Consider the following 25,325-nt stretch of genomic DNA (forward strand, 5'->3'; position numbering starts at 1 on the left):
GCAGCTTGAGCGCGAGCACGTCCATTCCGCTGGACGCCGGATCCCATGGCCCCTGCCTGGAGCGCCTGGGACAGCTGGGCGCCGTCGGCCGGGCTCATCTTCAAAGCGCCGACGCCAGGCTGAGCGCCGCGGACCTCCTGCGGCTGCCTTCACAATTGAACGCGGGCGGACTGGCGCGGCTGCTGGGCGGCGCCGTCGCCCTCAACGCCCTGGCCCTGCCCGCCTCGCTCGCGGCCATGCTGGCCACCACGCGGAAGGCCGGCCGGTTGTTCACCCTGCCGCGCGGCGGACCAGGCCCGGGCCTGGGAGATCCGCTCGCCCCGTTGCGCGCCCGCATCGACGCCCTGCGCAACATGGCGGCCCGCCGGCCGCCCGTCGATCCCGTCGCCGCCCTGCCGGCGTTGAACCTGATGAGCGCGACCAGCGTGTTCGAGCAGCACAGGATCAACATCTTCGCGCCGGGCGCCGGCGCGACCCTGGCGGCCTATGTCGAGCGCCTGAGAGCCGGCGACCTTCTACGCGGGCTGACCCGCCCCGGCGCGCCGCCGGACCTGCTGCGCGGGCTGGACCGCCACGCCGGGGCGGCGGAAGGCCTAAGGCTTCTGGAAGGCCTGCGAGGCGCGGGGCCGCCGGGAACCTCGCCGCTCCAATTCCTCCCTGAACGCATGCTTCAAGGACTGTCGGCGATCCAAGCCGGTCCGATCGGCCTGCTCAGCCTGGGCGCCGGCCGCCAGATTCTGCCCGAAACGGGCGAACTGGCCCGGATATCGGCGGCCGCGAGCATGATGGGGCTGGAGCGCCAGTTCGCGCAGACCGTGCTGCGCCTGGTCCCCAAGGGGCCGCGCGGCGCCCCCGCCGACCCCTTCGCGGCGCTGGACCGGAACGGGGTCTGCGCGATGCTGCGCGACCTGCCGGACCTGAAGGCCGCGGCCGCCGGAGCCTCGGCCACCCAAACGACAAGCCATGGACTGCAGGCCCTGCGTCGCGGCTACGGCGTGGACCTGCGCGAGGCGGATGCGGCGCCCAAGCTGGAGCGCGCCCTGGAACGCCTGTCGTCCGCACAAGCCTCCGTGCCGACCGCCTCGACGGACCTGCTGCGCAGCGAGCACGCCATCCGCGCCAACACGCTGGTCGAAGCCCTCACCGCCGCCGCTCTTCCTTGAATTTGACATCGGGACGCCGCGTCCCTACTTAACGATCACCGAGCGCGGCGAGATCGCGCCGGACGCCTGACCACAGGCTTCCAGTCTCCAAAGCTCGCGCTTAGCGCCAAGGGCTTGGAGCCAGACGGAAAATCCCCGCCATGCCCTTTTCAGATCGGCCGTAAGAGACGGCCAGCGTCGCCTTAAGGCCACGCATGATCCTGAGCAGGGCCGCGGCTTCGTTCCCGAAGCTTACGGTCTTCATGAAACGCTTGCGCCGCATGCGCTGCGTTCGCCGAGCCCTCACACGGTCCCGCGCTCAGAAAGCGCCGGCCAGGGCTCAAGACAAATCCAGAAAGACACTACGACTATGTTTTCCACTCAAACCCAATCCCAAGCCCTGCCCGCGGTCTATGTGACCGAGGCCGACTTCGAGATCCTCTCCAACCTGGCCGACGCCGCCGCCGGCCGCGCGCCGGGCGGCCGCGTGCTGGCTGACGAGATGGCCCGCGCCGTGATCGTCGAGCCCGGCGAGGCGCCGCGCCCGTTCGTGCGCATCGGCTCGCGGGTCGCGTTCCAGGACCTGTCCAACGACCAGACCCGCATCGTCCACGTCAGCCTGCCGCGCGACGCCAGCATCGACGACAACCGCATCTCGGTGCTCAGCCCCGTGGGCGCAGCCCTGATCGGCCTGACCGCCGGCGAGGCCTTCCACTGGACCGATCCCGAAGGCCGGGCGCGCGGCGTCCGCGTGCTGGCGGTCCAGGACTAGAAGCCCCGCTCCTCCAGCCACCCCTGCACCGCCGCCACCGCCCGAGACAGCAGGTCCGGCCGCTCGATGTAGTAGTGGTCGGCGTCCTTGATCTCGACATAGCGCTTGTCGGCGCAGCCCAGGGCGTCGAACAGGCGGCGGGCGTGGCTGGGGGTGCAGGCCAGGTCGGCGGTGTTGCTGATCACCAGGGCCGGGCATGTGATGTTGGCCGCGTTCAACACCCCGTTCGCCCGGCTCTCGTCATGGCTCCATTGCGACAGCCACGAGCGCAGCGTCGTGAACCGCGCCAGCCCCACCGGCCCGTCGTTGGCGATGCGCGGATCGCCCAGATAGCAGGTGTGCGGCCGGCGGTCGGACGGGTCCTGGCTCGGGTCGGTCCAGCGCACGTCGCACATGGTGCCGTAGACCACGAACGGCCGCTCCATGTCCGGATCGCGGGCCTTCAGCGCCGTCAGGGTCTCGCGGACCCGGGCGGTGATGCGGCGGTTGCGGGCCAGCTGGGCGTGGCGGAACACGGTGACGAACGCCGCGTCATACGGCGGCTGGTGAGGGCAGTTGGGGGCGTAGATGTCCAGGGCGGGGTCGCGGTCGAAGGGCCGGTCCTCGTCCAGGATCGAGGGGTCCAGCCATTCGGTCAGGGTCACCGAGCGGCTGATGTGGGCGGCCAGCAGCATCACCCCGTCGGCCGGCTGCAGCCCCGCCCCGACCAGATCGACCGGATCGCCGGCCGGGGTGTGGGTGATCGTCGGCTGCTCGGCCTGCTCCTGGTAGAACAGCGACAGCGAACCGCCGCCCGACCAGCCGCCCAGCACGACCTTCTTGTATCCGAACCGGGTCTTCAGGTCGGCGACGCAGGCCCCCAGGTCCAGCACGCACTTCTCCAGGATCAGCGCCGTATCGTTGCCGCGATACCGCGTGTTGCAATAGACGACGTGCCGCCCGGCCCGGGCCAGGGCCGTGACCAGCGGCAGGAACGAGCCGCCGCCGATCGGGTGGCTGAACAGGATCACGGTGTCGGAGTCGCCCGCCCCATGCTCGCCCGTTTCCGGCCGGATGCGCATGCACTCGACGAACACCTGGCCGTCGGGCCCGCCATAGGTCTCCTTCAGGCGGGAGCGTTCGGCATAGGCGTAGCCGTAAGGCTCGCGAACGACGCGCATCGAACCACTGGTCACTTGCCGCCCCTTACGTAACCTCGTTATCTGAAGGCTCAAGGACAGGAAATTGTCCCCGGGGAAGTCAAGCGCCCCAAACCCATCGCACGAGGGCCGCCGCCATGGCGCAGCATCCGACGGGCATCCACCACCTGGCCTTCATGGCCGGCGACATCAAGAAGCACATCGCCTTCTTCAGCGAGGTGATGGGCTGTCCGCTGGTGGCGCTGTTCGACATGCACGGCGTGCCGGGCGGGCTGCACGCCTTCCTGCGGATGAACGACCACAGCTACTTCTCGATCGTGCAGTTGCCGGACGTCGACAAGATCCCCGTGCAGCTGGGCGTCACCCACGCCGGCAACGGGGCCCTGCCCAGCGCGCCGGGCACGCTGCAGCACCTGGCCTTCCGGGCCGACACCGAGGAACAACTGCTGGCCATGCGCGACCGCATCCGCAGCCATGGGATCAACGTGCTGGGTCCGATCGACCACGGCATGTGCCGCTCGATCTATTTCGCCGGCCCCGACCAGATGACCCTGGAGGTCGCCGCGCCGGGCGAGCCGCTCGACGCCGCCCGCTGGGTCGATCCCGCCGTGCTGGCCAAGGCCGGGATCAGTCCCGAGGAAGCCGCGCGCTTCAAGGCCCCCGCCCCTTACGACGGCCCCAGCCCCGTGCCGCAGCCGGCCTATGCCGAGGACAAGCCGCACATGGCCTATCCGAAGAAGGCCTATCTGCAGATGTTGGCCGTGCCCGACGAGGTGATCACGGCGTCGGCTTCGTATGCGGAGCCGCCGGTGAAGGCGGGGGTCTGAACCCCAATCCTGTCATCCCGGGCGTAGCGAAGCGAAGACCCGGGACCGCCGGAAGCGCCGCGTTCACGCGTCGGTCCCGGATCGGCGCGCTACGCGCTTGTCCGGGATGACAGCTTAAGGGGTGTCGCTCTCCACGAACGCCTTCAGTCGGCCCAGCGTGTCGTCCCACTGGCGCGAGACGCCGTCGAGATAGGCGCGGGCCTCGTCGATCGTTTCCCGCCGCGCGGCGAAACGGCTCTCGCGGCCGACCCTGAGGCTGGCCACCAGGCCGGCGTCCTGCAGCACATGCAGGTGTTTGGTGATCGCCTGGCGGGTCAGGGCGGTGTCGGTCGACAGGGCCGCGATCGACCGCGCCTGGCCGTCGCCCAGCTTGCTGAGCAACGCCAGGCGCGTGCGGTCGCCCAAGGCGGCGAAGATCGGCGCGGGATCCGGCGCGCTAGGATTCAACATGGGCCTTGATGTTCTGGACCTGCTGCGTCCACCCCCCGTCGTTCATCCGGAAGGCCTCCTCGCGGCGATGGGCGGGGACCTTGTCGAAGCCGGACTCGATGACCGTCAGCCGCGTGCCGGCGCCGTTCGGTGCAAGCAGGAACTCGACCAGGGTCGGCTCTTCCTTGTCGTAGTCGACGTCGGGGTCGACGCCATAGGGATGCCAGGTGAAGGCCAGGCGCTTGGGCGGCTCGATGGCCGTCACCTTGGCCTTCCACGTCACGTGCTCGTAGCCCGGATGGGTGATCTGGCCCCGCGCCTCCTGGCCGACGACGAACGGGGCCTCCAGGTCGACCTTGAACCAGGTCCCGAATTCCTTGTGGTCGCTGACGGCGCGCCAGACGCGCTCGACGGGCGCGTTCAGGTCGATGGTTTTCTCGGTGCGGTCGGTCATGATGGCAACCTCCTGGTTGCTCATTCATGACTCCGATCAGGGAAAAGAGCAACCTTTCAGTTGCCATTGATTGGGGACAGGCGCATGCGCCTGTCCCCAGCCCTAGGTCTCGATCAGTTCGTATCCTCGGCCACCGGATCGGCCGCGGTGACCGCGCCGTCCTTGTTGGTGTCGTGGGTGACGAACATCCGCCAGCCGGAATATTCGAACTCGGCCGGAGTGATGCCGCCGCTCTTGTCAGTGTCGAGCACGCCGAAGCGGACCTCGGCCTGACGGGTCTGGCGCACGCGTTCCTCTTCCTTCTTCTCGGCCGTGTCGGTCGAGGCGGCCAGGCGCTTGGTCAGGCGGGCGGTGAACTCGCCGACATATTCGTCGTGCGACAGGGCGCCGTTCTTGTCGGCGTCGATGCCGGCGAACTGCTTGTCGCGGCGGGCCTTGAACTCTTCCTTGCTGACCGAGCCGTCGCCGTTGACGTCCTGCTCCTTGATGAAGGTGTCGCGGGCGTGCGAGGCGGCGAAGGCCGGGGCGGCGACGCAGAGGGCGGCGGCGGCCAGGAGGGCGATCTTGGTGTTCATCGAGCTGGTCTTTCTCAGCGCAGGGATTCGAAGGTCAGGGCGTAGGTGTAGGAGTGGCCGACCGGATCGGCGGCCGTCGGGGCCACGCGGTGGCGGGCCTGGATCTGGTAGACGCCCGAGCGGGCGACCTTGACCGTGAACCGGCCCTGGTCGTCGCTGACCAGGTCGACCGGCGGGGTCTTGGCGTCGGCGTAGCGGTCGTCGCCGGCGTGCAGGGTGATGGCCTGGCCCTTCACCGGCTTGCCGTCGAACAGCACCACGAACTTGGCGTCCTGGCCGGTGAAGATGCTGCTGGGATGGGTGACGGGCACGAACTCCAGGCCCTTGCCGATGGGCGCCAGGGCCGCGGCGTTGGGCGCGCCGCGCGTGACGTAGACGTCGGCCAGGGTCAGGCTCTGCATGTCGACCGGGGTGGTTCCGGCCGGGGCCTTGCTGGGATCCTCCAGGAACTCCCACTCGCCCTTGACCAGCACGGCCTTGGCGGTGCGGCCGGTGCGCTGGCCGGTGGTGACGCGATAGGTGCCGGGCTTGTCGGTGGTCACCTCGACCAGGGCCAGCTCGCGCAGGTTGACGGCGGTCAGCGGCGTGCGCGCGCCGTCCGGCCCGACCACCGCCCAGGCGTCGGACTTCATCACCACCTCGGGGCTGAAGAAGCTTTCGGTGAACGAGCCCTGCACGGTCACCAGCTTGCGGTCGGTGACGTCGAAGGTGCTGGGCAGCAGGTAGGGCGAGTGGGCCTGGGCCGCGCCGGCCAGGGTCCCGGCGAGGGCCGCGCCGATCGCGAAGGCGGCGAAGGATAGCGAACGGCGCATGGGCGGAATCTCCGGATGTGAGGAAGCGTCGCCGAAAGCCTTATTGCTAGTGATTCTAAGAATCAATCTCATTTAGCTTGACCGAGCCGTTCGATGGCCGTAGCTCGACCCCAACGAGATGCGAATGGTTCGCATCTATAGAACCAGACCCGGGGGTCTTCGATGTCTCGCTCCAAGCTCGCCAAGCTCACCTGCTTCGCGGCCGCTTCCGCCACCGCCCTGCTCTGCGCCCAGGCGGCGTTCGCGGCTTCGGGCGCGGCCGACGCGGCGCCCAGCGCTGACGCCGCCGTCGAGCTCGACAAGGTGACGGTCACCGCCACCCGCTCGGAGAAGAAGCTGCAGGACGCCCCGGTCACCGCCAGCGTCATCTCCGACCAGGACATCGAGGACGGGCTGGTCAAGGACATCAAGGACCTGGTGCGCTTCGAGCCCGGCGTCTCGGTGCGCCGCGCCCCCACCCGCTTCACCGCCGCCGGCGCCTCGACCGGCCGCGACGGCAATTCCGGCTTCAACATCCGCGGCCTGGAAGGCAACCGCGTGCTGATCATGGTGGACGGCGTGCGCGTGCCGGACGGCTACGCCTTCGGGGCCCAGAACATGGGTCGCGGCGACTATGTGGACCTGGACACCCTGAAGTCCGTCGAGATCGTGCGCGGCCCGGCCTCGGCCCTCTATGGCAGCGACGGCCTGGCCGGTTCGGTCAACTACTTCACCAAGGATCCGTCCGACCTGCTGACTTCGGGCAAGGCCTTCAGCCTGCGCGGCCGCGTCGGCTATGCCTCGTCCGACGAGAGCTGGACCGAAAGCCTGACCGCCGCCGGCCAGTCGGGGAACTGGGAGGGCCTGGTCGCCTATACGCGCCGCGACGGCGAGGGCCAGAAGACGGCCGGGACCAACGACGCGGCCAACACCGACCGCACCACCGCCAACCCCGAGGACAACCAGTCCAACGCCGTGCTGGCCCGGGTGGTCTACAGCCTGAACGCCCAGAACCGCTTCCGCCTGACCTATGACCACCTGGACAGCGACACCAACTGGAACGTGCTGAGCGCCATCGCCAAGCCGCCGCTCGCCGCGACCAGCGTGCTGGGCCTGACCGCCTTCGACAAGATGAAGCGCGACCGCGTCAGCCTCGACCACCGCTTCAACGGCGGCCAGGGCCTGATCCAGTCGGCCCAGACCACGGTCTACTACCAGAGCAGCACCACCCGGCAGTACTCGGCCGAGGACCGCAACACCGCCGTCGACCGCACCCGCGACGCCACCTTCGACAACGAGGTCTGGGGCGCGGCTCTCGAGCTCCACAGCGATGCTGTCATCGGCGGCGTGACCAACAAGTTCGTCTGGGGCGGCGACGCCTCGATCACCCGCCAGGAGGGCGTGCGCGACGGCACCGTCCCGCCGGCCGGCGAGGTGTTCCCCACCCGCGCCTTCCCGACCACCGACTACACCCTGGCCGGCGCCTATGCGCAGGACGAGGTCGCCTTCGGACCGGTGACCTTCTATCCGGCCGTGCGCTTCGACTACTACAAGCTGGAGCCCAATAAGGACGCCCTGTTCACCGCCAACGTCCCCGCCAGCCAGAGCGACAGCCACGTCTCGCCCAAGCTGGGCGTGGTGTGGAAGGCCACCGACCTGGTGACGGTGTTCGCCAACGCCGCCGCCGGCTTCAAGGCCCCCTCCCCGTCCCAGGTCAACAACGGCTTCGCCAACCTGGTCTCGAACTACATGTCGATCTCCAACCCCGACCTGAAGCCGGAGACCAGCGAGACCTTCGAGCTGGGCTTCCGCCTGAACCGCCCGACCTGGAACGCCAGCGTCACCGGCTTCACCGGCAAGTACGACGACTTCATCGAGCAGGTGCAGGTGCGCGGCACGTTCACCCCCGCCGACCCGGCGGTCTACCAGTACATCAACCAGTCCAAGGCCGAGATCAGCGGCGCCGAGGCCCGGTTCGTCACCGAGCTGGGCAGGGGCTTCACCCTGCAGGGCGCGGCGTCCTACGCCCGGGGCAATTCGGAGAACAACGGCAGGAAGGCCCCGCTGGTCACGATCGACCCGGTCAAGCTGGTGGCCGGCGTGTCGTACCGCGATCCGGCCGGCCGGTTCGGCGGCGCGCTCAGCGCCGTGCACTCGGCCAAGCAGTCGGCCGGTCGCTCGGGCGTCAGCTGCAGCGTGACGATCACCCGCCCCGCGCCCCTGCCGCCGCTGACCCAGACCGGTTCGGACTACTGCTGGATGCCGAAGGAGTTCACGGTGTTCGACCTGACGGCCTTCTGGAACGTCACCGACAACGTCACCCTGCGCGGCGGCGTCTTCAACATCACCGGTCAGACCTACGCCTGGTGGAGCGACGTGCGCGGCCTGGCCGACAACTCCGTCGTCAAGGACGCCTACACCCAGCCCGACCGCAACTACAGTGTCTCGCTGGCGGTGAAGTTCTAGAGGTTCTCGAGCCGGCGCTATCCCCTTCGGTCGGCTTGAGCCCGGGCCGCGATCATGTCGGTGATCGCGGCCCGTCTTCCTTTTGTGAAAGCCCTTTCAGAACAATGCGTCTTGGTCCCATGCCCCAGGTCGACTACGACCCCTGCCATGGACGCCAAGACCTCCGCCGAACGCTACATCCTGATCCTGCAATGCCCCGACCGTAAGGGCGTGGTCGCCGCCGTGTCCGGCTTCCTGGCCGACAACGACGCCTCGATCGTCGAGAGCAGCCACTTCAACGACGGCCTGGCCGACCAGTTCTACATGCGCACGGTGTTCCGCCCCGACGGCGCCATGCCGGGCGTCGACGACCTGCGCCGGGGCTTCGAGCTGATCGCCAAGCGCTTCGGCATGACCTGGGCCCTGCACGACGCGGGCGCCAAGCCCAAGGTGCTGATCGCCGTCTCCAAATTCGGCCACTGCCTGTTCGACCTGCTGCACCGCTGGCGCGCCGGCCTGCTGCCGGTCGAGATCGTCGGGGTGGTGTCCAACCACGAGGACATGCGCTCGTTCACCGAGTGGAGCGGCCTGCCCTATTTCCACCTGCCGACCACCAAGGCCAACAAGGCCGAGCAGGAGGAAGCCTTCCTCAAGCTGGTCGACGACCTGGGCGTCGATCTGGTGGTTCTCGCCCGCTACATGCAGATCCTGTCGCCGGCCCTCTGCGCGCGGCTGTCGGGGCGGTGCATCAACATCCACCACTCGTTCCTGCCCAGCTTCAAGGGCGCCAAGCCCTATCACCAGGCCTTCGAGCGCGGCGTGAAGATCATCGGCGCCACGGCCCACTACGTCACGACCGACCTCGACGAGGGCCCGATCATCGAGCAGGGCGTGCACCGCGTGGACCACAGCCACACCCCCGAAGACCTGGTGACCCTGGGCCGCGACGTGGAGTGCACCGTGCTGGCCCGCGCCGTGACCTGGCACGTCGAACACCGCGTGCTGATCGCCGGCGCCAAGACGGTGGTGTTCGACTAGACCGTACCTATATCCGAAGCTTCACCGAACAACGTTCGCGACAAGCAAGGGCATGGAATGGGCAAGATCGGACTCGCGGCGCTGTCGGCGCTGTTGCTAGGCGCGAGCCTTACACCCGCGTTGGCCGCCGAGCACTATACCGGCCCGATCATCGACACCCACGCCCACCTGCGCACCAACGACGGCAACGGCCTGTCGCCGGCCCATCCGCTCGGCACGGCGGCCTTGCGCGCCCTCGACCAGGCGGCCGGGGTCGAGAAGAGCGCGCTGATCGTCATCGCCCGCCCGGGCGACATGGCCGCCACTCGCGCCCTGAACGATGCGGCGATCGCGGCGGCCAAGGCCGATCCCCAACACTTCTACGCCATCGCCTCGGTGCATCCCGCCGACGGCGACGCGGCCCTGGCGGAGTTGGATCGCCTGGCCAAGCTGGGCGTGAAGGTGATCAAGCTGCATCCCAACACCCAGCGGTTCGACGTCGCCGACCCGGCCGTGGCCAGGGTGACGGCCAAGTGCGGCGAGTTGGGCATGGCCGTGCTGTTCGACAGCTTCAACCCGCTGGACGCCAACGAACTGGGCAAGCTGCTGATGCTGTCGCTGCAACAGCCCAAGACGGACTTCATCTTCGCCCACATGGGCTTCACCCAGTTTCGTGACACCCTGACCCTGGCTACGCTGAAGAAGCTGGGCATGGGCGGCAATGTCTGGCTCGACATCTCGGCCATCGGCACGGCCTATGCCGGCTCGCCGGTGCAGCCGGAGTTCGTCTGGACCTTGCGCCAACACGGCATGGACCATGTGCTGATGGGGTCGGACTGGCCGGTCGACACCCCCGCGACGGCGATCGCCGCCGTCCGCGCCCTGGGCCTGACGGCCGACGAGGAACGGCTGGTCCTGCATGACAACGCCGCCAAGCTGCTGGGGCTGAAACCCTAGACCGCAACCAACCCGTTGGCAGCCGCCACCGGCAGCCACAGGACCAGGTCGGCGATCACCGCGCCGGTCTGGCGGCCGCTGGCCTGGGCGGCGCGGGCGGCGGCGGCGTGGACGTCGGCGCCGTCTTCTCCGAGAGCTTCCAGCCAGGCGTGACGCCAAGCCGGCAAGACGTGGACGGCGACCCGCCAGCGGCTGCGCGCCACCGCGACCGGAGTGGGGCATGGCGGCGGCGGGTCGATCGGGCCGCCCTCGTCGACGGCGGCCAGCACCGGTCCCGGATCGAAGCCCAGGGTCAGCAGCCGCACGCTGTCGGGACGACGCAGCCGCGCGCCGGGCGTCAGCAGCAGGTCGGCGCCGGGGGCTGGTCCGGCCAGGCGCTCCACGCCAGCCGCGCGCTGCGCCTCGGCCCGCGCCCGGTCCAGTCGCGCGAAGTCGGCCGGCAGGGCCGACAGCGCGGCGGGCCCGTCGTCGCCGGGCGGCCGCGTGGCCTCCAGATAGTCCGCGAAACCCGCGCCCAGGCCGTAGAGGCTGGCGTCGGTCGAGGGCCGCGCGGCGATGTAGCCGGCCGCGAACAGCTCGAACACCTGCTCGCCGGCCAGGGCCCGCAGGCAGGGGAACTCGGCGGCCAGGCATTCCATCAGGCGGGCGCGGTAGCCGCGCGCGTAGAGCGTCAGGCGCTGGGCGGCGGTCAGGCGCTCGTCGCTGACGATGACCGCGTCCAGGCCCGGCGGCGCGGCCCGGCCCAGGATCGCGCCCTGCATCCAGTGCTGCAGGCCAGTCAGATGGGGATCAGCCATGGGCCCGCGCCGGCTCCGGTTCTCCGGCGGGCAGCCAGCCGTTCCGCGCCGCGCCCGCCTTGGCCAGCTCGGCCAGCAGGTCGGCCCAGGCAGGGATGTTGGCATCCCATTCCAGCAGGGTCGAGACCCCGCCGGTCCGCGCCTGGACCTCGGCGTAGAGCGGCCAGACCGCGTCCGGCACCGGAGCGTCGTGGGTGTCCATCAGGTGCGTGCCGAAGTCGCTGGGCCCGGCCAGGTGGGTCTGCACGATCCGTTCGGCCGGGATGGCGGCGATATAGGCCGTCGGGTCGAAGCCGTGGTTGAAGGCGCTGACATGGACGTTGTTGACGTCCAGCAGCAGACCGCAGTCCGCCGCCTCGGCCAGGCGGGCCAGGAACTCCCATTCGGGCATCTGCGAGACGTGGAATTCCAGGTAGCTGCTGGGATTCTCCAGGATCAGCGGCCGGCCCAGGCGGTCCTGCACGGCCTTCACCCGGTCGACCACATGGGCCAGGGCCGCCTCGGTCAACGGCAGGGGCAAGAGGTCGTGGGTGTTGATCCCCGCCACCCCGGTCCAGCACAGGTGGTCCGAGATCCAGGCCGGCTTGATGCGGTCGGCCAGGGCCGCCAGCTTGTCCAGATAACCTGAGTCCAGCGGGTCGGCGCCGCCGATCGACAGCGACACCCCGTGCATCACCACGGGCCGATGGGCGGCCACCACCTCGAGCACATGGGCGGCGTAGCCGGCGTGGTCGAGGAAGTTCTCGCTGATCACCTCGAACCAGTCGACGCCCCAGTCGGCGGGGGCGGTCGACATCAGGTGCGGGAAATGCGGCTCGCGCAGCCCCACCCCGTCGCCCAGGTTGGGCAGGCCGAGACGCGGGGTTGGTCGGGAACGGGCCATTAAGTCGACGGCGGGAAGACGAGGCGCAGGTTGTCCGGGGCCGGAGGATCGGCCGGAACCGTCTTGCCCCGGTTGGCCATCACCAACTGGTAGGCGCGATAGGCCACGTCGTGCACCTTCTCGCCGCGGTCGTAGGTCATCGGTTCGCCGAACGCCACGGACTGCCAGCCGTCGTTGCCCTCGCTGCCCTTCTCGAAATCATAGAGCTGCATCTGGCCGAAGGCGGGGAACACCTGCGAGGCCGAGATCGGCACCGCGCAGCCGCCGAACCCGCCGCACTTGTTGTCGCTGGGGGCCGAGTACAGCTTCTGGGGCGGCAGGCCGCAGCCGCCGCCGACAGGGGCGCCGGCCCCGCCGCGCACCACCACCGCCGAGCCGCAGTTGCCGCCGCCGCCGATCGGCTGGACAAAGCCGCAGCCGCCCTGGGCGTGGCAGTTGTTGGACCCGCGGCAGGTGTGGAAGATCTCGACCGCGGCGCAGGTGTTGTCGCCCGTCCCGTCCAAGTCCAGCGCCTGGCACGAGTGGTACAGCTTGTTCGGCGTGGCCGGGTCCAGGCCGATCGACAGGTCGGGCGTCATCCCCAGCACCGCCCAGGCGATCGACATCCGGTCGCCCGACCCCGCCATCGACGGGAACGGGAACAGCACCGGCCCAGTGGCCGGCGGGCTCCAGTAGTCGTTGAGCACCGTGGTCACCCCGGCGATCGCGCCGATCACCGCCTGGCTCAGCAGCGTGTGGCTCTCGGCCCGGGCGGCGGGTTCGTTCAGGGCGTTCAGCGCCGCCGCCAGCTCGTCGGGGGTCGGCAGCTTCAGCGGGTTGGTGGGATCGTAGTCCGGTCCCTGCAGTTCCTGGGCCGTCCAGGCCTTGTTTGCCTCCAGCCACATCGGCCAGGTGACGACCTGGGGCAGCAGGTCCGCCACCTTCTTGAACCGCTCGTAGTGGTCCATCGGATCGTTGTCCGACCGCGCCACGGCGTCGGCCGATGGGATCTGGGTTCCTGTGTCGTCATAGCTGGGATAGTCGGCGCGCAGGGCGGTGTTCGACGGCTGGTACTTGGGCTTGACCGCCTGCAACAGCTGGGGCCGCCGCTGGATCTCGCTGCCCTCGCCCTGGTCGGTGATGGCGTCCATCATCGAGATCATCTGCTCGAAGGCGATGGCCTGGTCGGTGGTGGCGATCGTGGTCTCGAAGCCCATGAACTCGCGCATCGGGTGGCCGGGCGAGGAGAAGTTGTTGAACAGGTCGTTCTGCACGGCGCTGGCCGTGAACATCTCGTCCCACAGCGTCGTGCCGTCGCTGTAGGTCAGGCTCAGATAGTCGTAGTAGCACTGGTACATCCAGCCGATGGTGCCGAACGGCGGCAGGGGATCATCGGTCGTCCAGTCGGCGAACGGCGCGGCGGGGAAGTAGTCCTTCTCCTTGCCCGGCTTGATGTTGGCGCGGGCGTCGGCCTCGGGCTGCTCGATGGCGATGAACAGCCGCAGCAGGGTGTCGGACAGCGGCCCGACATTCACCGGCACGTCCTCGTGGTGGATCGTGTCCTTCAGGTCGATGATGTTGGGGATGATGCTCTTGGCCGGGCCGTAGCAGGTCCAGCCGTGGCGATCGTCCTGCAGGGCGGTGTCGGTGAAGCTGGGGCTGACGCCCAGCACCGTGGCCATGTTGGCGGCCATCTGCAGGTGCAGCATCTCCTGGATGAACACCGAGAACACCAGGTTGAAGGCCTGCTCGTTGGCGGTGACCGGGTTGGCCGAGGTCTTGGAGCCGGGCCACAGCCGGCCCTTGTAGAAGGCGTTCCCCTGCCCCGTGATCGCGTGCATGCCCTGGATCGAATAGAGGCTGGTCATGTAGAGCGGGATCGTGAACAGCTCGACGTCGACCGCCGCCTGGGCGATCAGCCGCAAGGCCGTCCTGTCGGTGTTCTTGAGCGCGGGATCGCGCGGCGCCTGAGCGCTGGCGCTGAGGGTGCGGGTCACGGCGTCCTCCGAGCTATTCCGGCGAACGCCCGTCGAGGGGCGGCCGGCGCAACCGGGACGACTCGACCCGGCCGGACATCATCTTAGGTTGCGATGCGGCCAGATCAACACTCAAGATTGATCTGGCCGCGAAGTCGCTACAGCAGGATGTCCGACGCGGCGAGCGTGCCGGTGACCTTCAGGGCGATCACGAAGTCGGCCACCCCGTCGCCGTTCACGTCGCCCGAGACGTGGTAGTAGCCCGAGGCGTCCGGGGCGGCGATGATCAGCTGGCCCGCCACGCTGGAGAAGCTGGTCACCACCGAGAAGGCGTCGTTGGCGCCCGTGCCCGAATTGGCGTCGATGCCGGTCAGGTCCAGCTTGTCGGCCTCGGCGCCGCTGAAGTCGAAGATCAGGTCCTGGGCGAACGGCGAGCTGTCGGCCGGAGCGGTGTAGACGAAGCTGTCCGCGCCCGCGCCGCCCAGCATGAAGTCGGCCCCGCCGGCCCCGGTCAGGGTGTCGTTCCCGTCCATGCCGTACAGGATGTCGTTGCCCGCGCCGGCGACCAGGGTGTCGGCGATGTTGGCGCCAGTGCCGTCGCCGACCATCACGAAGGACTGGGTGGCGCCGCCGCTGGCGATCACGTCGGTGGCCTTCAGCGAGGTGCCCGAGACGGTGATCACCGACTGGAAGTTCCCGCCGGCGTCGGGCGCCGAGTAGATGAAGGTCGTCCCAGCATAGTGCGCGATGGTGACCTTGCCGCCGTCGATCGCCGAGATGTCGATCTTGTCCTGGTTCGAGGTGAAGTCGATGACGCTGTCGTAGGCGCTGAAGTTCGAGTTCGAGATGGAGTCGTACCGGAAGGTGTCATGCGCGGCGCCGCCGTACATGATGTCGGCGCCGTCGCCGCCGGTCAGGGTGGAGTCGGTCGTGCCGCCGACCAGGACGTCGTCCCCGGTGCCGCCCGCCAGGCTGTCGCTGCTGACGCCGCTGCCGCCATGGCTTCCGTCGTCGCCGAACATCGAGAACTTGACGCCGTTGCTGACGATCAGGTCCGAGGTCCTGATGTCGCCGAAGACCTGGATGACGCTCGAGTTTCCGAGGGCGCCGAAATAGATGAACGTGCTGGCGCCGAACCGCGCCAGGATGACGATGCCGTCGTCGGCCGCCGAGAGGTCCAGCTTGTCCTGGCCGGTCTGGAAGTCGGCGATCACGTCCCAGTGCAGGATGGGCGAGTCGCCGTCGTCGTAGACGAAGGTGTCCGCGCCCGAGCCGCCGATCAGGAAATCGCCGCCGCCGCCGCCGCGGATGGTGTCGTTACCGCCGGCGCCGTTGATGCCGTCGGCGCCCGAACCGCCCGTCAAAACCTCGCCGAATGACGAACCGTTGAGAGTGAAGCCGAAATTGGCCACGCCGGTGACGATGTCGCCGACCTGCAGGCCTTGACCCAGCAGCTTGATCTGGCCGTCCGCCGTGCCGTCGCCGTTCTGGTCGATGTACAGGATCTTGTCGGTCCCGTCCGTGCTCAGGGTCAGCGTGGTCGAGCCGGTGATCAAAGGCGTCAGCCGCAGCGTGTCCGAGCCGTGGGTGAAGTCGGTGATCGTGTCGAAGGCGACCATCGTGCTGTCGCCGATGGCCTCATAGGCGAACAGATCCGCTCCGCCGCCGCCTGTGATGGTGTCGGCCCCGCCCTTGCCCGTCAGGTTATTGGCCGAGGCGTTGCCGATCAGGATGTTGGCGTTGGCGTCGCCGGTCTCCGAGCCGGTGACGGTAACCGTCAGCTGGGCCGTCGCCGAGGCGCCGGAAGGATCCTTGATCGTGTAGTCGAACTTGTCGGTCACCACCTGGCCGACGACAAGGCCTTCGTAGTCGGCCTTGTAGGTGTACGTGCCGTCCGGATTGATCGTCAGCTTGCCGTAGGCGCCGTTCACCACCGTGCCGCCGGCCACGACGGCCTGGTCGACGTGGGTGGTGTTGAAGGCGACGTTGGTCACCGTCAGCGTGCCCAGCGCGTTGTCGATGTCGCCGTCGTTGGTGCGGACCGAGTCCACGGTGGTGGTCAGGCGCTGGGTCACCGACTTGGCGTCGTTGGCGGCGGTGGGCGCATCGTTGACGTTGGCGACCGCCGCGGTGGCGGCGCTGGTCTTGCTTTCCGCCGTGCTGCGCAGGTCGGTGTAGCTGACGACCACGCGGATGGTCGCGCTGACGTCGGTGTCGCCCAGGGTGTAGGTCGCCTGGTCGGTTCCGACATTGACGAAGCCGCTGCCGGCGTTGCGCTGCCACTGGTAGTGCAACGGACCCAGGCCATCGGCGTCGGCCAGGGGCGAGACGTTGGCGGTCAGGACCTGGTCTTCGGCGACCGTGCCGGCGATCGTCACCGTGCCGGTCGGCAGGTCGTTGACGTTGGCCACGGCGGCGGTCGCGCCGCTGGTTTCGCTTTCGAGCACGCCCTGGCCGTCGGTGAAGCTGACGGTCACGCGGATCATGGCGCCCACGTCGGCGTCGCCCAGGGTGTAGGTCGCCTGGTCGGTTCCGACGTTGACGAAGCCGCTGCCGCTGTTGCGCTGCCACTGGTAGTGCAGCGTGCCCAGGCCAGCCGGATCGGCCAGGGCCGAGGTGTTGGCGGTCAGGACCTGGTCCTCGGTCACCGTGCCGGTGATCGTCACCGCCCCGGTGTGCGGACCATTGGCGGGAAGGACCGTCGAGGTGTTGGCGCTGGTCGCGGTTTCGGCCGTGCCGTAGTCGTCCGAATAGGTGGTCACCACCCGGACGACCGCGCCGAGCTCGGCGCTGGTGAGCGTGTAGGTGGATTGATCCGCGCCGATGATGTCGACGAAGCCCGAACCTGTATCGCGCTGCCACTGGTAGTACAGGACTCCCAGCCCATCGATGTCGGCCAGGGTCGAAACCACGGTCAGGACCTGGCCCACGTTCGACGCGCCGCTGATCGATACCCCGCCTGTGTGCGGATCGTTGACGTTGGCGATCTGCGCCGTCGGGACACTGACCGCGGTTTCGGCGAAGCCTTGCCCGTCGGTATAGGTGATCGCCACGCGGATCTGGCCTGGAACGTCGGCATCGCCCAAGGTGTAGGTCGACTGGGTGGCGCCGACGATGTTGACGAAGCCGCCGCCGAGATCGCGTTGCCAGTGGTAGTGCAGCGTCCCCAGGCCGTCGGCGTCGGTCATGGTCGAAACGGCCGTCAGGACCTGGTCCTCGGTCGCCGTGCCGGTGATCGACGCGCCGCCGGTGTGCGGGTCGTTGACCCCGGCGATGGCCGTGGTCGCCGCGCTGGTGACCGCTTCGGCCGTGCCCTGCTGGTCGACATAGGACACCACCACGCGAACCGTGCCGGCCACGTCGGCGTCGCCCAGGGTGTAGGTCGCCTGGTCGGTTCCGACATTGACGAAGCCGGCGCCGGTGTTGCGCTGCCACTGGTAGTGCAGCGTGCCCAGGCCGTCGACGTCGACCAGTGACACCGTGCTGGCGGTCAGGACCTGGTTCTCGGTCGTCGTGCCCGTGATTGAGACGCCGCCCGTCGGGGCGTCGTTGACGTTGGCGATGCTCGCGGTGGAGGCGCTGGTCGCCGACTCGGAGAAGCCCTGGCCGTCGGTGTAGCTGATCACCACCCGAACGATGCCGCCCACGTCGGAGTCGCTCAGGGTGTAGGTCGCCTGGTCGGTCCCGACATTGACGTAGCCCGAACCGACGTCGTGCTGCCACTGGTAGTGCAGCGTGCCCAAGCCGTCGATGTCGGCCAGGGTCGAGGTGGCGGTGAGGACCTGGTCTTCGGTCGCCGTGCCGGTGATCGACGCGCCGCCGGTGTGGGGATCGTTGACCCCGGCGATGGCCGTGGTCGCCGCGCTGGTGACCGCTTCGGCCGTGCCCTGCTGGTCGACATAGGCGACCACGACCCGGATCGTGCCGCCGACGTCGGCGTCGCCCAGGGTGTAGGTCGCCTGATCGGTTCCGACGTTGACGAAGCCGGAGCCGGTGTTGCGCTGCCACTGGTAGTGCAGCGTGCCCAGGCCGTCGGCGTCGGCCAGGGGCGCGGTGTTGGCGGTCAGGACCTGGTTCTCGGTCTTGGTGCCCGTGATCGAGACGCCGCCCGTCGGGGCGTCGTTGACGTTGGAGATGCTCGCGGTGGAGGCGCTGGTCGCCGACTCGGAGAAGCCCTGGCCGTCGGTGTAGCTGATCACCACCCGGACGATGCCGCCCACGTCGGAGTCGCTCAGGGTGTAGGTCGCCTGGTCGGTCCCGACATTGACGTAGCCGCCGCCGACGTCGTGCTGCCACTGGTAGTGCAGCGTGCCCAGGCCGTCGATGTCGGCCAGGGTCGAGGTGGCGGTGAGGACCTGGTCCTCGGTCGCCGTGCCGGTGATGCCGGCGCCGCCGGTGTGGGCGTCGTTGACTCCGGCGATGGCCGCGCTGGCCGCGCTGGTGACGCTGTTGGCGAAGCCCTGGCCGTCGGTGTAGCTGACCACCACCCGCACGATCCCGCCGACATCGGCGTCGCCCAGGGTGTAGGTCGCCTGGTCGGCCGCGCCGGTGCTGACGAAGCCCGAACCGGTGTTGCGCTGCCAGTCATAGTGCAGCGTGCCCAGGCCGTCGGAGTCCGCCAGGGTGGCGGTGTTGGCCGTCAGCACCTGGTTCTCGGTCGGCGTGCCGGTGATCGACGCGCCGCCGGTCGGGGCGTCATTGGTCGCCGAGATCGCGGCGGTGGACGCGCTGGTCGCCGATTCCGCCGTGCCCTGGTCGTCGGTGTAGCTGATGACCACGCGGACCACGCCGCCGATGTCCCCGTCGCCCAGGGTGTAGGTCGCCTGGTCGGTCCCGACATTGACGTAGCCGCCGCCGACGTCGTGCTGCCACTGGTAGTGCAGCGTGCCCAGGCCGTCGTTATCGGCCAGGGTCGAGACCGCGGTCAGGACCTGGTCCTCGGCCGCCGTGCCGGTGATGCCGGCGCCGCCAGTGTGCGGATCGTTGATGTTGGCGATGGCCGCGGTGGAGGCGCTGGTCGCCGACTCGGCGAAGCCCTGGCCGTCGGTGTAGCTGATCACCACCCGGACGATGCCGCCGACGTCGGAGTCGCCGAGCGTGTAGGTCGCCTGGTCGGTCCCGACATTGACGTAGCCGCCGCCGACGTCGTGCTGCCACTGATAGTGCAGCGTGCCCAGGCCGTCGATGTCGGCCAGGGTCGAGACCGCCGTCAGGACCTGATCCTCGGTCGCCGTGCCGGTGATGCTGGCCCCGCCCGTGTGCGGATCGTTGACCCCGGCGATCGCCGTGGTGGCGGCGCTGGTCAGCGCCTCGGCCGTGCCCTGGCCGTCGGTGTAGCTGACCACCACGCGGATCGTGCCGCCGACGTCGGCGTCGCCCAGGGTGTAGGTCGCCTGGTCGGTTCCGACATTGACGAAGCCGCTGCCGGTGTCGCGCTGCCACTGATAGTGCAGCGTGCCCAGGCCGTCGGCGTCCACCAGGGACCCGGTGTTGGCCGTCAGCACCTGGTTTTCGGTCTTGGTGCCGGTGATCGAGACGCCGCCCGTGGGGACGTCATTGACTTGGGTGATGCTCGCCGTAGAGGCGCTGGTCGCCGACTCGGAGAAGCCCTGGCCGTCGGTGTAGCTGATCACCACCCGGACGATGCCGCCGACGTCGGCGTCGCTCAGGGTGTAGGTCGACTGGTCGGCCCCGACATTGACGAAGCCCGAGCCCACGTCGTGCTGCCACGTGTAGTGCAGCGTGCCCAGGCCGTCGACGTCGGCCAGGGTCGACACCGCGGTCAGCACCTGGTCCTCGGTCGCCGTGCCGGTGACGCTGGCGCCGCCGGTGTGCGGGTCGTTGACCGCGGCGATGGCCGCGGTGGCGGCGCTGGTGACGCTGTTGGCGAAGCCCTGGCCGTCGGTGTAGCTGACCACCACCCGGACCAGACCGCCCACGTCGACGTCGCCCAGGGTATAGGTCGCCTGGTCGGCCTCGCCGGTGCTGACGAAGCCCGAACCGGTGTTGCGCTGCCAGTCGTAGTGCAGCGTGCCCAGGCCGTCGGCGTCCGCCAGGGTGGAGGTGTCCGCCGTCAGGACCTGGTTCTCGGTGGCCGTGCCGGTGATCGACGCGGCGCCGGTCGGGGCGTCGTTGACGGCCGCGATCGCCGCGGTCGCCGCGCTGGTCGCCGATTCCACCGTGCCGCCGGCGTCGGTGTAGTAGATGACCGTGCGGACCACGCCGCCGACATCGGCGTCGGTCAGGGTGTAGGTCGCCTGGTCGGCGCCGACATTGACGTAGCCGCCGCCGACGTCGTGCTGCCACTGGTAGTGCAGCGTGCCCAGGCCGTCGACGTCGACCAGGGTCGAGACCGCCGTCAGAACCTGGTCCTCGGCCGCCGTGCCGGTGATGCTGGCCCCGCCGGTGTGGGCGTCGTTGACCGCGGTGATGTTGACCGTCACCGAGCCGCCGTTCGCCAGGGCGCCGCCGGTTCCCTGGCCGCCGCCGTCGTTGAGGCTGTAGTTCAGCGACACCGAGCTGGGCGGCGCGTCGCTGGTGTTGGTGTACCGGATATTGTGGATGACGTCGTTGACCAGCGCCGTGGTCGCCGAGTCGCCCGAACTGGTGAAGGTGATCGTCAGCACGCCGCCCGTGCTGGTGAAGGTGGCGAAGGTCAACCCGCCGATCTGCAGGTTGGCGCCGCTGATCGTGAACCCGCTGCCCCCGCCGAAGGAGAAGGTGTCGGCGGCGTTGGGCGAGGCGCGCTGCACCGTGAAGGTGGCGCCGGCATAGTCACCGATGCCGCCGTTGCGGGCGTCGAGCTCGATGTCGGAGACCGTCAGCGTGCCCAGCAGGACCGCCGCCGTCTGTTCGGTGGCGCCGACCGTGGTGGCGCTGGCCGGGACCACGGGCGCGTCGTTCGCGGCCGTGATGCTGGTGCTCAGGCTGAGGCTGGCGTCGCTGAACCGGGTCTGACCGCCGTTGACGCTGACGTCCAGGGTGGCTCCGGTCGTGACCGCGCCGCCGGAATTGTCGATCAGATAGGCCGTCAGGGCCGGAACCGAACCCTCGAAATTGGCGGCCGGAAGGAAGCGGACCAGGGTCCCCGCCGCCAGCACCAGGGCCGAGCCCTCGCTGGGCGAGCCGATCGTGGTCCAGGCGCCGTTGAAGTACTGCCAGACGCCCTGCGTAGAGGCCGCGTTGCCGGTGATCGCCACGCCCGCCAGGCCGTCGCTGTCGGGATCGGTGAAGTGCGACGTGAACAGGCTCGAGACGCTGGCGCCCGCGGGCGCGGCGGTGTCTTCGGCGACCGACGCCAGGGTGGCCGAACCGCTGGCGACCGGCGCGTCGTTGGTCGCCGTGACCGTTATGCCCAGCGTCAGGGCGGCGCTGTAGGGCGTGCTGCCGCCGGTCGTGGTGAGGTCCGAGGTCGCCCCCGTGGTCACCGCGCCGGCCGAGTTGTCGATCATCGAGACGACCAGCGTCGGCGGCGTGCCGGAATAGTCGGCCGCCGGCACGAAGCGCACCAGGGTGCTGGCGTCCAGCACGAAGGCGCTCGAGGCCGAGACGGCCGGCAGGTCGTGCCAGGCCCCGGCGTCGAAGTACTGGTAGACGCCCTGGGCGGCGGTCGCCGAGTTGCCCGTCACCGCCACGCCGGCCAGGGTGTTGGCCGACGAACCGCCGGACACCTGGTCCTTGGCGTCGGAGAAGTGGCTGGTGAACAGCGAAGACACCGTCTCGCCGGCGCCGGGGGCGGAGTCCTCGCCGACGGTCGCCAGGCTGACGGCCGAACCGCCCGTGATGGTCGGGGCGTCGTTGACCGCGGTGACGGTGTGGCTGAGCACCACCGTGCCGGTGCTGTACTGGGTCGATCCGCCGCTGGTGGTGGTGTTGACGACCGCGCCGTTGGTCAGGGCGCCGCTCGAGGCGTCGACCAGCCTGACCGTCAGGCTTGGCGCCGGACCGTTGAAGTCCGTCGCCGGCAGGAACCGGATCGGCGCCGTGGCGGAGAGCGTCACCGCCGCGGCGGTCGAGGCCGCGCCGATGTTCACCCAGGTCGAGCCGTTATAGTACTGCCACTGGCCCGTACCGGCGGAGGAGCCGTTGGCGGTCACCGCCACGCCGGCGAAGGTGTCGGTGTCGGGGTCGCTGTACTGGCCGCTGAACAGGGTCGAGACCGTGTTGGTCAGGGCCGCGTTGGCCACCTCCTCGTTGGTCGCGCCCAGGACCTCGGTGCCGTCGCCGGCCACGACCGGCGCGTCGTTCACGCCGATGATGGTGATGGTGTAGCCGTCGGTGTCGCTCTGCGCGCCGCCGGCGCCGGTGGCCCCGCCGTCGCTGGTGACGACGGTCAGGGTGTCGGTGCCGCTGACGTTGGTGTTGCCGTGGAACAGCAGGCCGTTGCTGGCCGCCAGGGTGGTGTTGATTGCGTTGATCGTGCCCGTGACGGTCACCGAGCCGGTGCCATTGCCGGTGATGTTGCCCGCCGTCAGGCCGCTCGCGACGTTGGTCCGCAGGGTCAGTATGCCCTTGGTCACGCTCAGGGTGACCGTCATCGTCGCCGAGGCCGGATTGGCGTCGACGTCGCTGACCTGCAGGCCGGTGACGGCGATATCGGCGTTTTCGTTGCCGGTGGCGCTCGAGACCGTGCCGTTGACCGGCGCGTCATTGACCGCCGAGAGGTTGAGCGTGCTCGTGGTGCTGTTGACCGACCCGGCCAGCACGCCCTGCGTGCCGTCGTTGATCGTCCAGGTAAGCGTGCGCGAGGTGTTGGCGCCGTAGTTCGTCGGGTTGTCGCCCGTCGCCCAGTAGACCAGCCCGGCCATCGCGGTCTGATAGTGGGCGAAGGTGTCGTAGCCGCTCAGCGTCAGGGTTTCGCTCGCCGCGTTCCAGCTGATCGTGATGCTGGTGCCGGCGATCGTGCCCGAAATCTGCTTGCTGGCGCTGTAGCCGAGATGGTCGTCGGCCGTGCTGTTCTCGTTGGACAAGAACGTGCCGCCGGTGATCTGAACCGTGGCGCCGGTCAGGTAGCCGCCGTCGGTGTCGGTGATCGTCGGCGCGCCGGTCAGCAGGGTGACCGTGGCCCCCTGTTCGGTCGGGGTCGTGGCCGTGCCGCTGACGCTCAGGGCCGCCAGGTCGACGAAGGTCATGCCCTCTGTGACCGCGCCGTTGACGGTGAGGCCCGGATTGATCGTGCGGATCAGCGAGGCGGTGGTGCCGGCGCCGTCCAGCTGGAAGACGTAGATCCTGTTGTCGGCGGCGCCGGGACTGGCCTCGGAGCTCTCGAGATAGATCTGGCGCGTGCTCTGATCGAACGCCATGTCGCCGCCGTAGTAGACGTTGGCGGGCAGGCCGGTCAGCGTCACCTTGGTGGCGGTGGCGCCCGTCGCGTTCTCGCTGACGTACCAGAGCGCGTTGTCGTTGGCGTCGTAGTTGACGTTGGGCGACGGACTGCGCGAGCGGGTCGTGAAATAGACCAGGTCGGTGGTCTCATCGACCTCGACGTCCATGATCTGGCCGTTGCTCAGGTCCACCGGGAACTGGGCGACGGTGAGCATGTTGGTGGCGACGTTCGGGCTGGACAGATCGATGCGGAACAGCCCCGACGTCAGACCGTCGACCGCCTCGGTGTAGAACATCCGGTTGATCGAATAGTCGATGGCGAAGTCGAACGGGTCGAGAATCTTGCTGCCGCCCGCGTCCGCCCGGTTGTCGGTGTTGGCCGTGGTCAGGAAGCCGGTGTCGGTGACCGCGCCCGTCGAAGGGTCGTAGGTGTAGACCTTGATGCCGGTGATGGCGCCGTTCGTTCCGAGGCCGTCCTGGACGCCGACATAAATCTTATGGTTGATCGCATCGACTTCGATGGTGTTGACGATCAGGCCGTCGGCGAAGTCGACCACGATGACCGGGGCCGCCCCGCCCCCGATGGTCCCCCGCACCAGATAGGCGGTGTCGTTCTGCGGCGCCGGGGCGTTGGTGATCGCGAAATAGAAGCCGGCCGCGGTGTCGACACCGACGTCGGCGGTGAACGAGCTGATGAAATCGTCATCGCCCGTGCCCGCCCCGCCGTTGTCGTTGACGATGGTGCTGGTGGTGCCGTCGTCGTTGATCCGCACCAGACGGGTTTCGGCGTCGCCGCCCTCGGTCAGGTACCACAGTTGCCCGGAAAACGGCATGAATTCAACCCCTTGCCTCGGCAAGGCGGCACGCCAGCCGACGCGCACGCAGTGCCCCGGGGCGCCCGCCCCGTATGAAATCAATGAAGAGGGGAATGCGGGCGCACACACGTGCAGCTCACAATGGGGGCGGAAATCCGCGCGTGCGAACGCCTTGGTTCGCGACCGCCCCCTTTACTCCCCCCTCGCTCTAGTCAAACGCTGAACGCAACCTTAACGAGGAGTCCCAAGGCGCACAAGTCAACATACGCAGATCAGCGAACATCGTTCGCCTACCTGTTGTGCAGCTCAGGATAGTGAGATACGAGAGAGTCAATCGCGGGGCGGGGGCGCCTATTCTTGATCAAGGTTAAGACGCGAGCGCGACCTAAGGTTTAGTTTGCCTGGTCGCGACTTCAAGCTTGGGCTTCGAAGACTTCTGGGAGCGAGGGAGACAACAATGACCGAGCCTTATCTTGGCGAAATCCGCATGTTCGGGGGCAACTTCGCGCCCAGGGGATGGGTGATGTGCGACGGCCAACTGCTGTCGATCGCCGAGAACGACACGTTGTACGTGCTGCTGGGCACCACCTACGGCGGCGATGGGCAAAACACGTTCGGCGTGCCCGACCTGCGCGGCCGCGTTCCGACCCACCAGGGCTCGAGGAGCGGCCAGACCTACGTGATCGGCCAGATGGCCGGAAGCGAGACCGTCACCCTGACTTCCAGCCAGCTGCCGTCGCACACCCATCCGACCTTCGCGGTCTCGGCGGCGGGCGCGGTGGGCGTTCCGACCACGGCGACGATGATTTCCGACCAGGGCCCGGCCGGCCAGAAGATCTTCGCCTACACGCCCTACAACTCGGCGAACGAGCAGGTCGCCTTGACGGCCAATTCGACCTCGCTGGCCGGCGGCAACCAGCCTCACGAGAACCGGCAGCCCTATCTGGGCGTCAATTTCATCCTCGCGATCGCCGGCATCTTTCCGCCCCAGAACTGAGGCCCG

At 69.0% G+C, this 25,325-nt stretch carries 16 protein-coding genes; 7 read left to right on the forward strand and 9 right to left on the reverse strand.

The features are described from left to right. Window positions 1–5: 5 nt before the first annotated feature. Together AC1DMQ_RS03380 and AC1DMQ_RS03385 are read left to right on the forward strand one after the other, a co-directional pair. Window positions 6–1,163, forward strand: a complete 1,158-nt coding sequence (locus AC1DMQ_RS03380) for a hypothetical protein (protein WP_477032133.1) — start codon at window positions 6–8, stop codon at window positions 1,161–1,163. A gap of 349 nt (window positions 1,164–1,512) precedes the next feature. Then, on the forward strand, window positions 1,513–1,914 hold the full coding sequence (locus tag AC1DMQ_RS03385) for a GreA/GreB family elongation factor (protein WP_477032134.1): 402 nt from the start codon (window positions 1,513–1,515) through the stop codon (window positions 1,912–1,914). Here AC1DMQ_RS03385 and AC1DMQ_RS03390 read toward each other — a convergent pair. Next, the gene (locus AC1DMQ_RS03390) at window positions 1,911–3,089 is read right to left on the reverse strand and encodes an alpha/beta hydrolase family protein (RefSeq protein ID WP_477032135.1); all 1,179 of its coding nucleotides are present in this window, start codon (window positions 3,087–3,089) and stop codon (window positions 1,911–1,913) included. The genes AC1DMQ_RS03385 and AC1DMQ_RS03390 overlap by 4 nt on opposite strands. Before the next feature lie 101 nt (window positions 3,090–3,190). Between AC1DMQ_RS03390 and AC1DMQ_RS03395 the strand changes: the two genes are divergently transcribed. Next, window positions 3,191–3,880, forward strand: a complete 690-nt coding sequence (locus AC1DMQ_RS03395) for a VOC family protein (protein WP_477032136.1) — start codon at window positions 3,191–3,193, stop codon at window positions 3,878–3,880. A gap of 114 nt (window positions 3,881–3,994) precedes the next feature. On the opposite strand, the gene AC1DMQ_RS03400 is transcribed toward AC1DMQ_RS03395, so the two are convergent. From AC1DMQ_RS03400 to AC1DMQ_RS03415, 4 genes are all read right to left on the reverse strand, one after another. Then, window positions 3,995–4,330: an ArsR/SmtB family transcription factor gene (locus AC1DMQ_RS03400; RefSeq protein ID WP_477032137.1), complete on the reverse strand. Its 336-nt coding sequence runs from the start codon at window positions 4,328–4,330 to the stop codon at window positions 3,995–3,997. Continuing rightward, on the reverse strand, window positions 4,317–4,763 hold the full coding sequence (locus tag AC1DMQ_RS03405; protein ID WP_477032138.1) for an SRPBCC family protein: 447 nt from the start codon (window positions 4,761–4,763) through the stop codon (window positions 4,317–4,319). The genes AC1DMQ_RS03400 and AC1DMQ_RS03405 overlap by 14 nt, the downstream gene beginning before the upstream one ends. A 113-nt stretch (window positions 4,764–4,876) precedes the next feature. Further along, entirely contained in the window at window positions 4,877–5,338 is a 462-nt protein-coding gene (locus AC1DMQ_RS03410) for an EF-hand domain-containing protein (RefSeq protein WP_477032139.1), read from the reverse strand. Window positions 5,339–5,352: 14 nt separating this feature from the next. Continuing rightward, on the reverse strand, window positions 5,353–6,150 hold the full coding sequence (locus AC1DMQ_RS03415; RefSeq protein ID WP_477032140.1) for a DUF4198 domain-containing protein: 798 nt from the start codon (window positions 6,148–6,150) through the stop codon (window positions 5,353–5,355). Between the two features lie 162 nt (window positions 6,151–6,312). Here AC1DMQ_RS03415 and AC1DMQ_RS03420 point away from each other — a divergent pair, with 162 nt between their 5' ends. The 3 genes from AC1DMQ_RS03420 to AC1DMQ_RS03430 all read left to right on the forward strand — a co-directional run bounded on the left by AC1DMQ_RS03420 (window position 6,313) and on the right by AC1DMQ_RS03430 (window position 10,548). Next, window positions 6,313–8,595 (forward strand): TonB-dependent hemoglobin/transferrin/lactoferrin family receptor, encoded by a 2,283-nt coding sequence (locus AC1DMQ_RS03420; protein WP_477032141.1) that lies wholly within the window; start codon window positions 6,313–6,315, stop codon window positions 8,593–8,595. Between the two features lie 147 nt (window positions 8,596–8,742). Further along, window positions 8,743–9,612, forward strand: a complete 870-nt coding sequence (gene purU / locus AC1DMQ_RS03425; protein WP_477032142.1) for a formyltetrahydrofolate deformylase — start codon at window positions 8,743–8,745, stop codon at window positions 9,610–9,612. A 57-nt stretch (window positions 9,613–9,669) separates the two neighbouring features. Beyond that, complete coding sequence (locus AC1DMQ_RS03430; RefSeq protein ID WP_477032143.1) at window positions 9,670–10,548, forward strand: amidohydrolase family protein; 879 nt, start codon at window positions 9,670–9,672, stop codon at window positions 10,546–10,548. Here the strand turns inward: AC1DMQ_RS03430 and AC1DMQ_RS03435 are convergent. The 4 genes from AC1DMQ_RS03435 to AC1DMQ_RS03450 all read right to left on the reverse strand — a co-directional run bounded on the left by AC1DMQ_RS03435 (window position 10,545) and on the right by AC1DMQ_RS03450 (window position 24,340). Next, on the reverse strand, window positions 10,545–11,345 hold the full coding sequence (locus tag AC1DMQ_RS03435) for an HvfC/BufC N-terminal domain-containing protein (protein WP_477032144.1): 801 nt from the start codon (window positions 11,343–11,345) through the stop codon (window positions 10,545–10,547). The two genes, AC1DMQ_RS03430 and AC1DMQ_RS03435, sit on opposite strands and share 4 nt — an antisense overlap. Next, complete coding sequence (bufB, locus tag AC1DMQ_RS03440) at window positions 11,338–12,228, reverse strand: MNIO family bufferin maturase (protein ID WP_477032145.1); 891 nt, start codon at window positions 12,226–12,228, stop codon at window positions 11,338–11,340. Before bufB ends, AC1DMQ_RS03435 begins: the two co-directional genes overlap by 8 nt. Further along, a complete protein-coding gene (locus tag AC1DMQ_RS03445) occupies window positions 12,228–14,204 on the reverse strand; it encodes a ferritin-like domain-containing protein (protein WP_477032146.1) in 1,977 nt (658 codons plus the stop codon). Before AC1DMQ_RS03445 ends, bufB begins: the two co-directional genes overlap by 1 nt. A gap of 137 nt (window positions 14,205–14,341) precedes the next feature. After that, entirely contained in the window at window positions 14,342–24,340 is a 9,999-nt protein-coding gene (locus tag AC1DMQ_RS03450) for a M10 family metallopeptidase C-terminal domain-containing protein (RefSeq protein WP_477032147.1), read from the reverse strand. Window positions 24,341–24,779: 439 nt separating this feature from the next. Between AC1DMQ_RS03450 and AC1DMQ_RS03455 the strand changes: the two genes are divergently transcribed. Continuing rightward, entirely contained in the window at window positions 24,780–25,319 is a 540-nt protein-coding gene (locus AC1DMQ_RS03455; RefSeq protein WP_477032148.1) for a phage tail protein, read from the forward strand. Window positions 25,320–25,325 lie beyond the last annotated feature (6 nt).

The organism is Caulobacter sp. 05L422 (assembly GCF_056397765.1).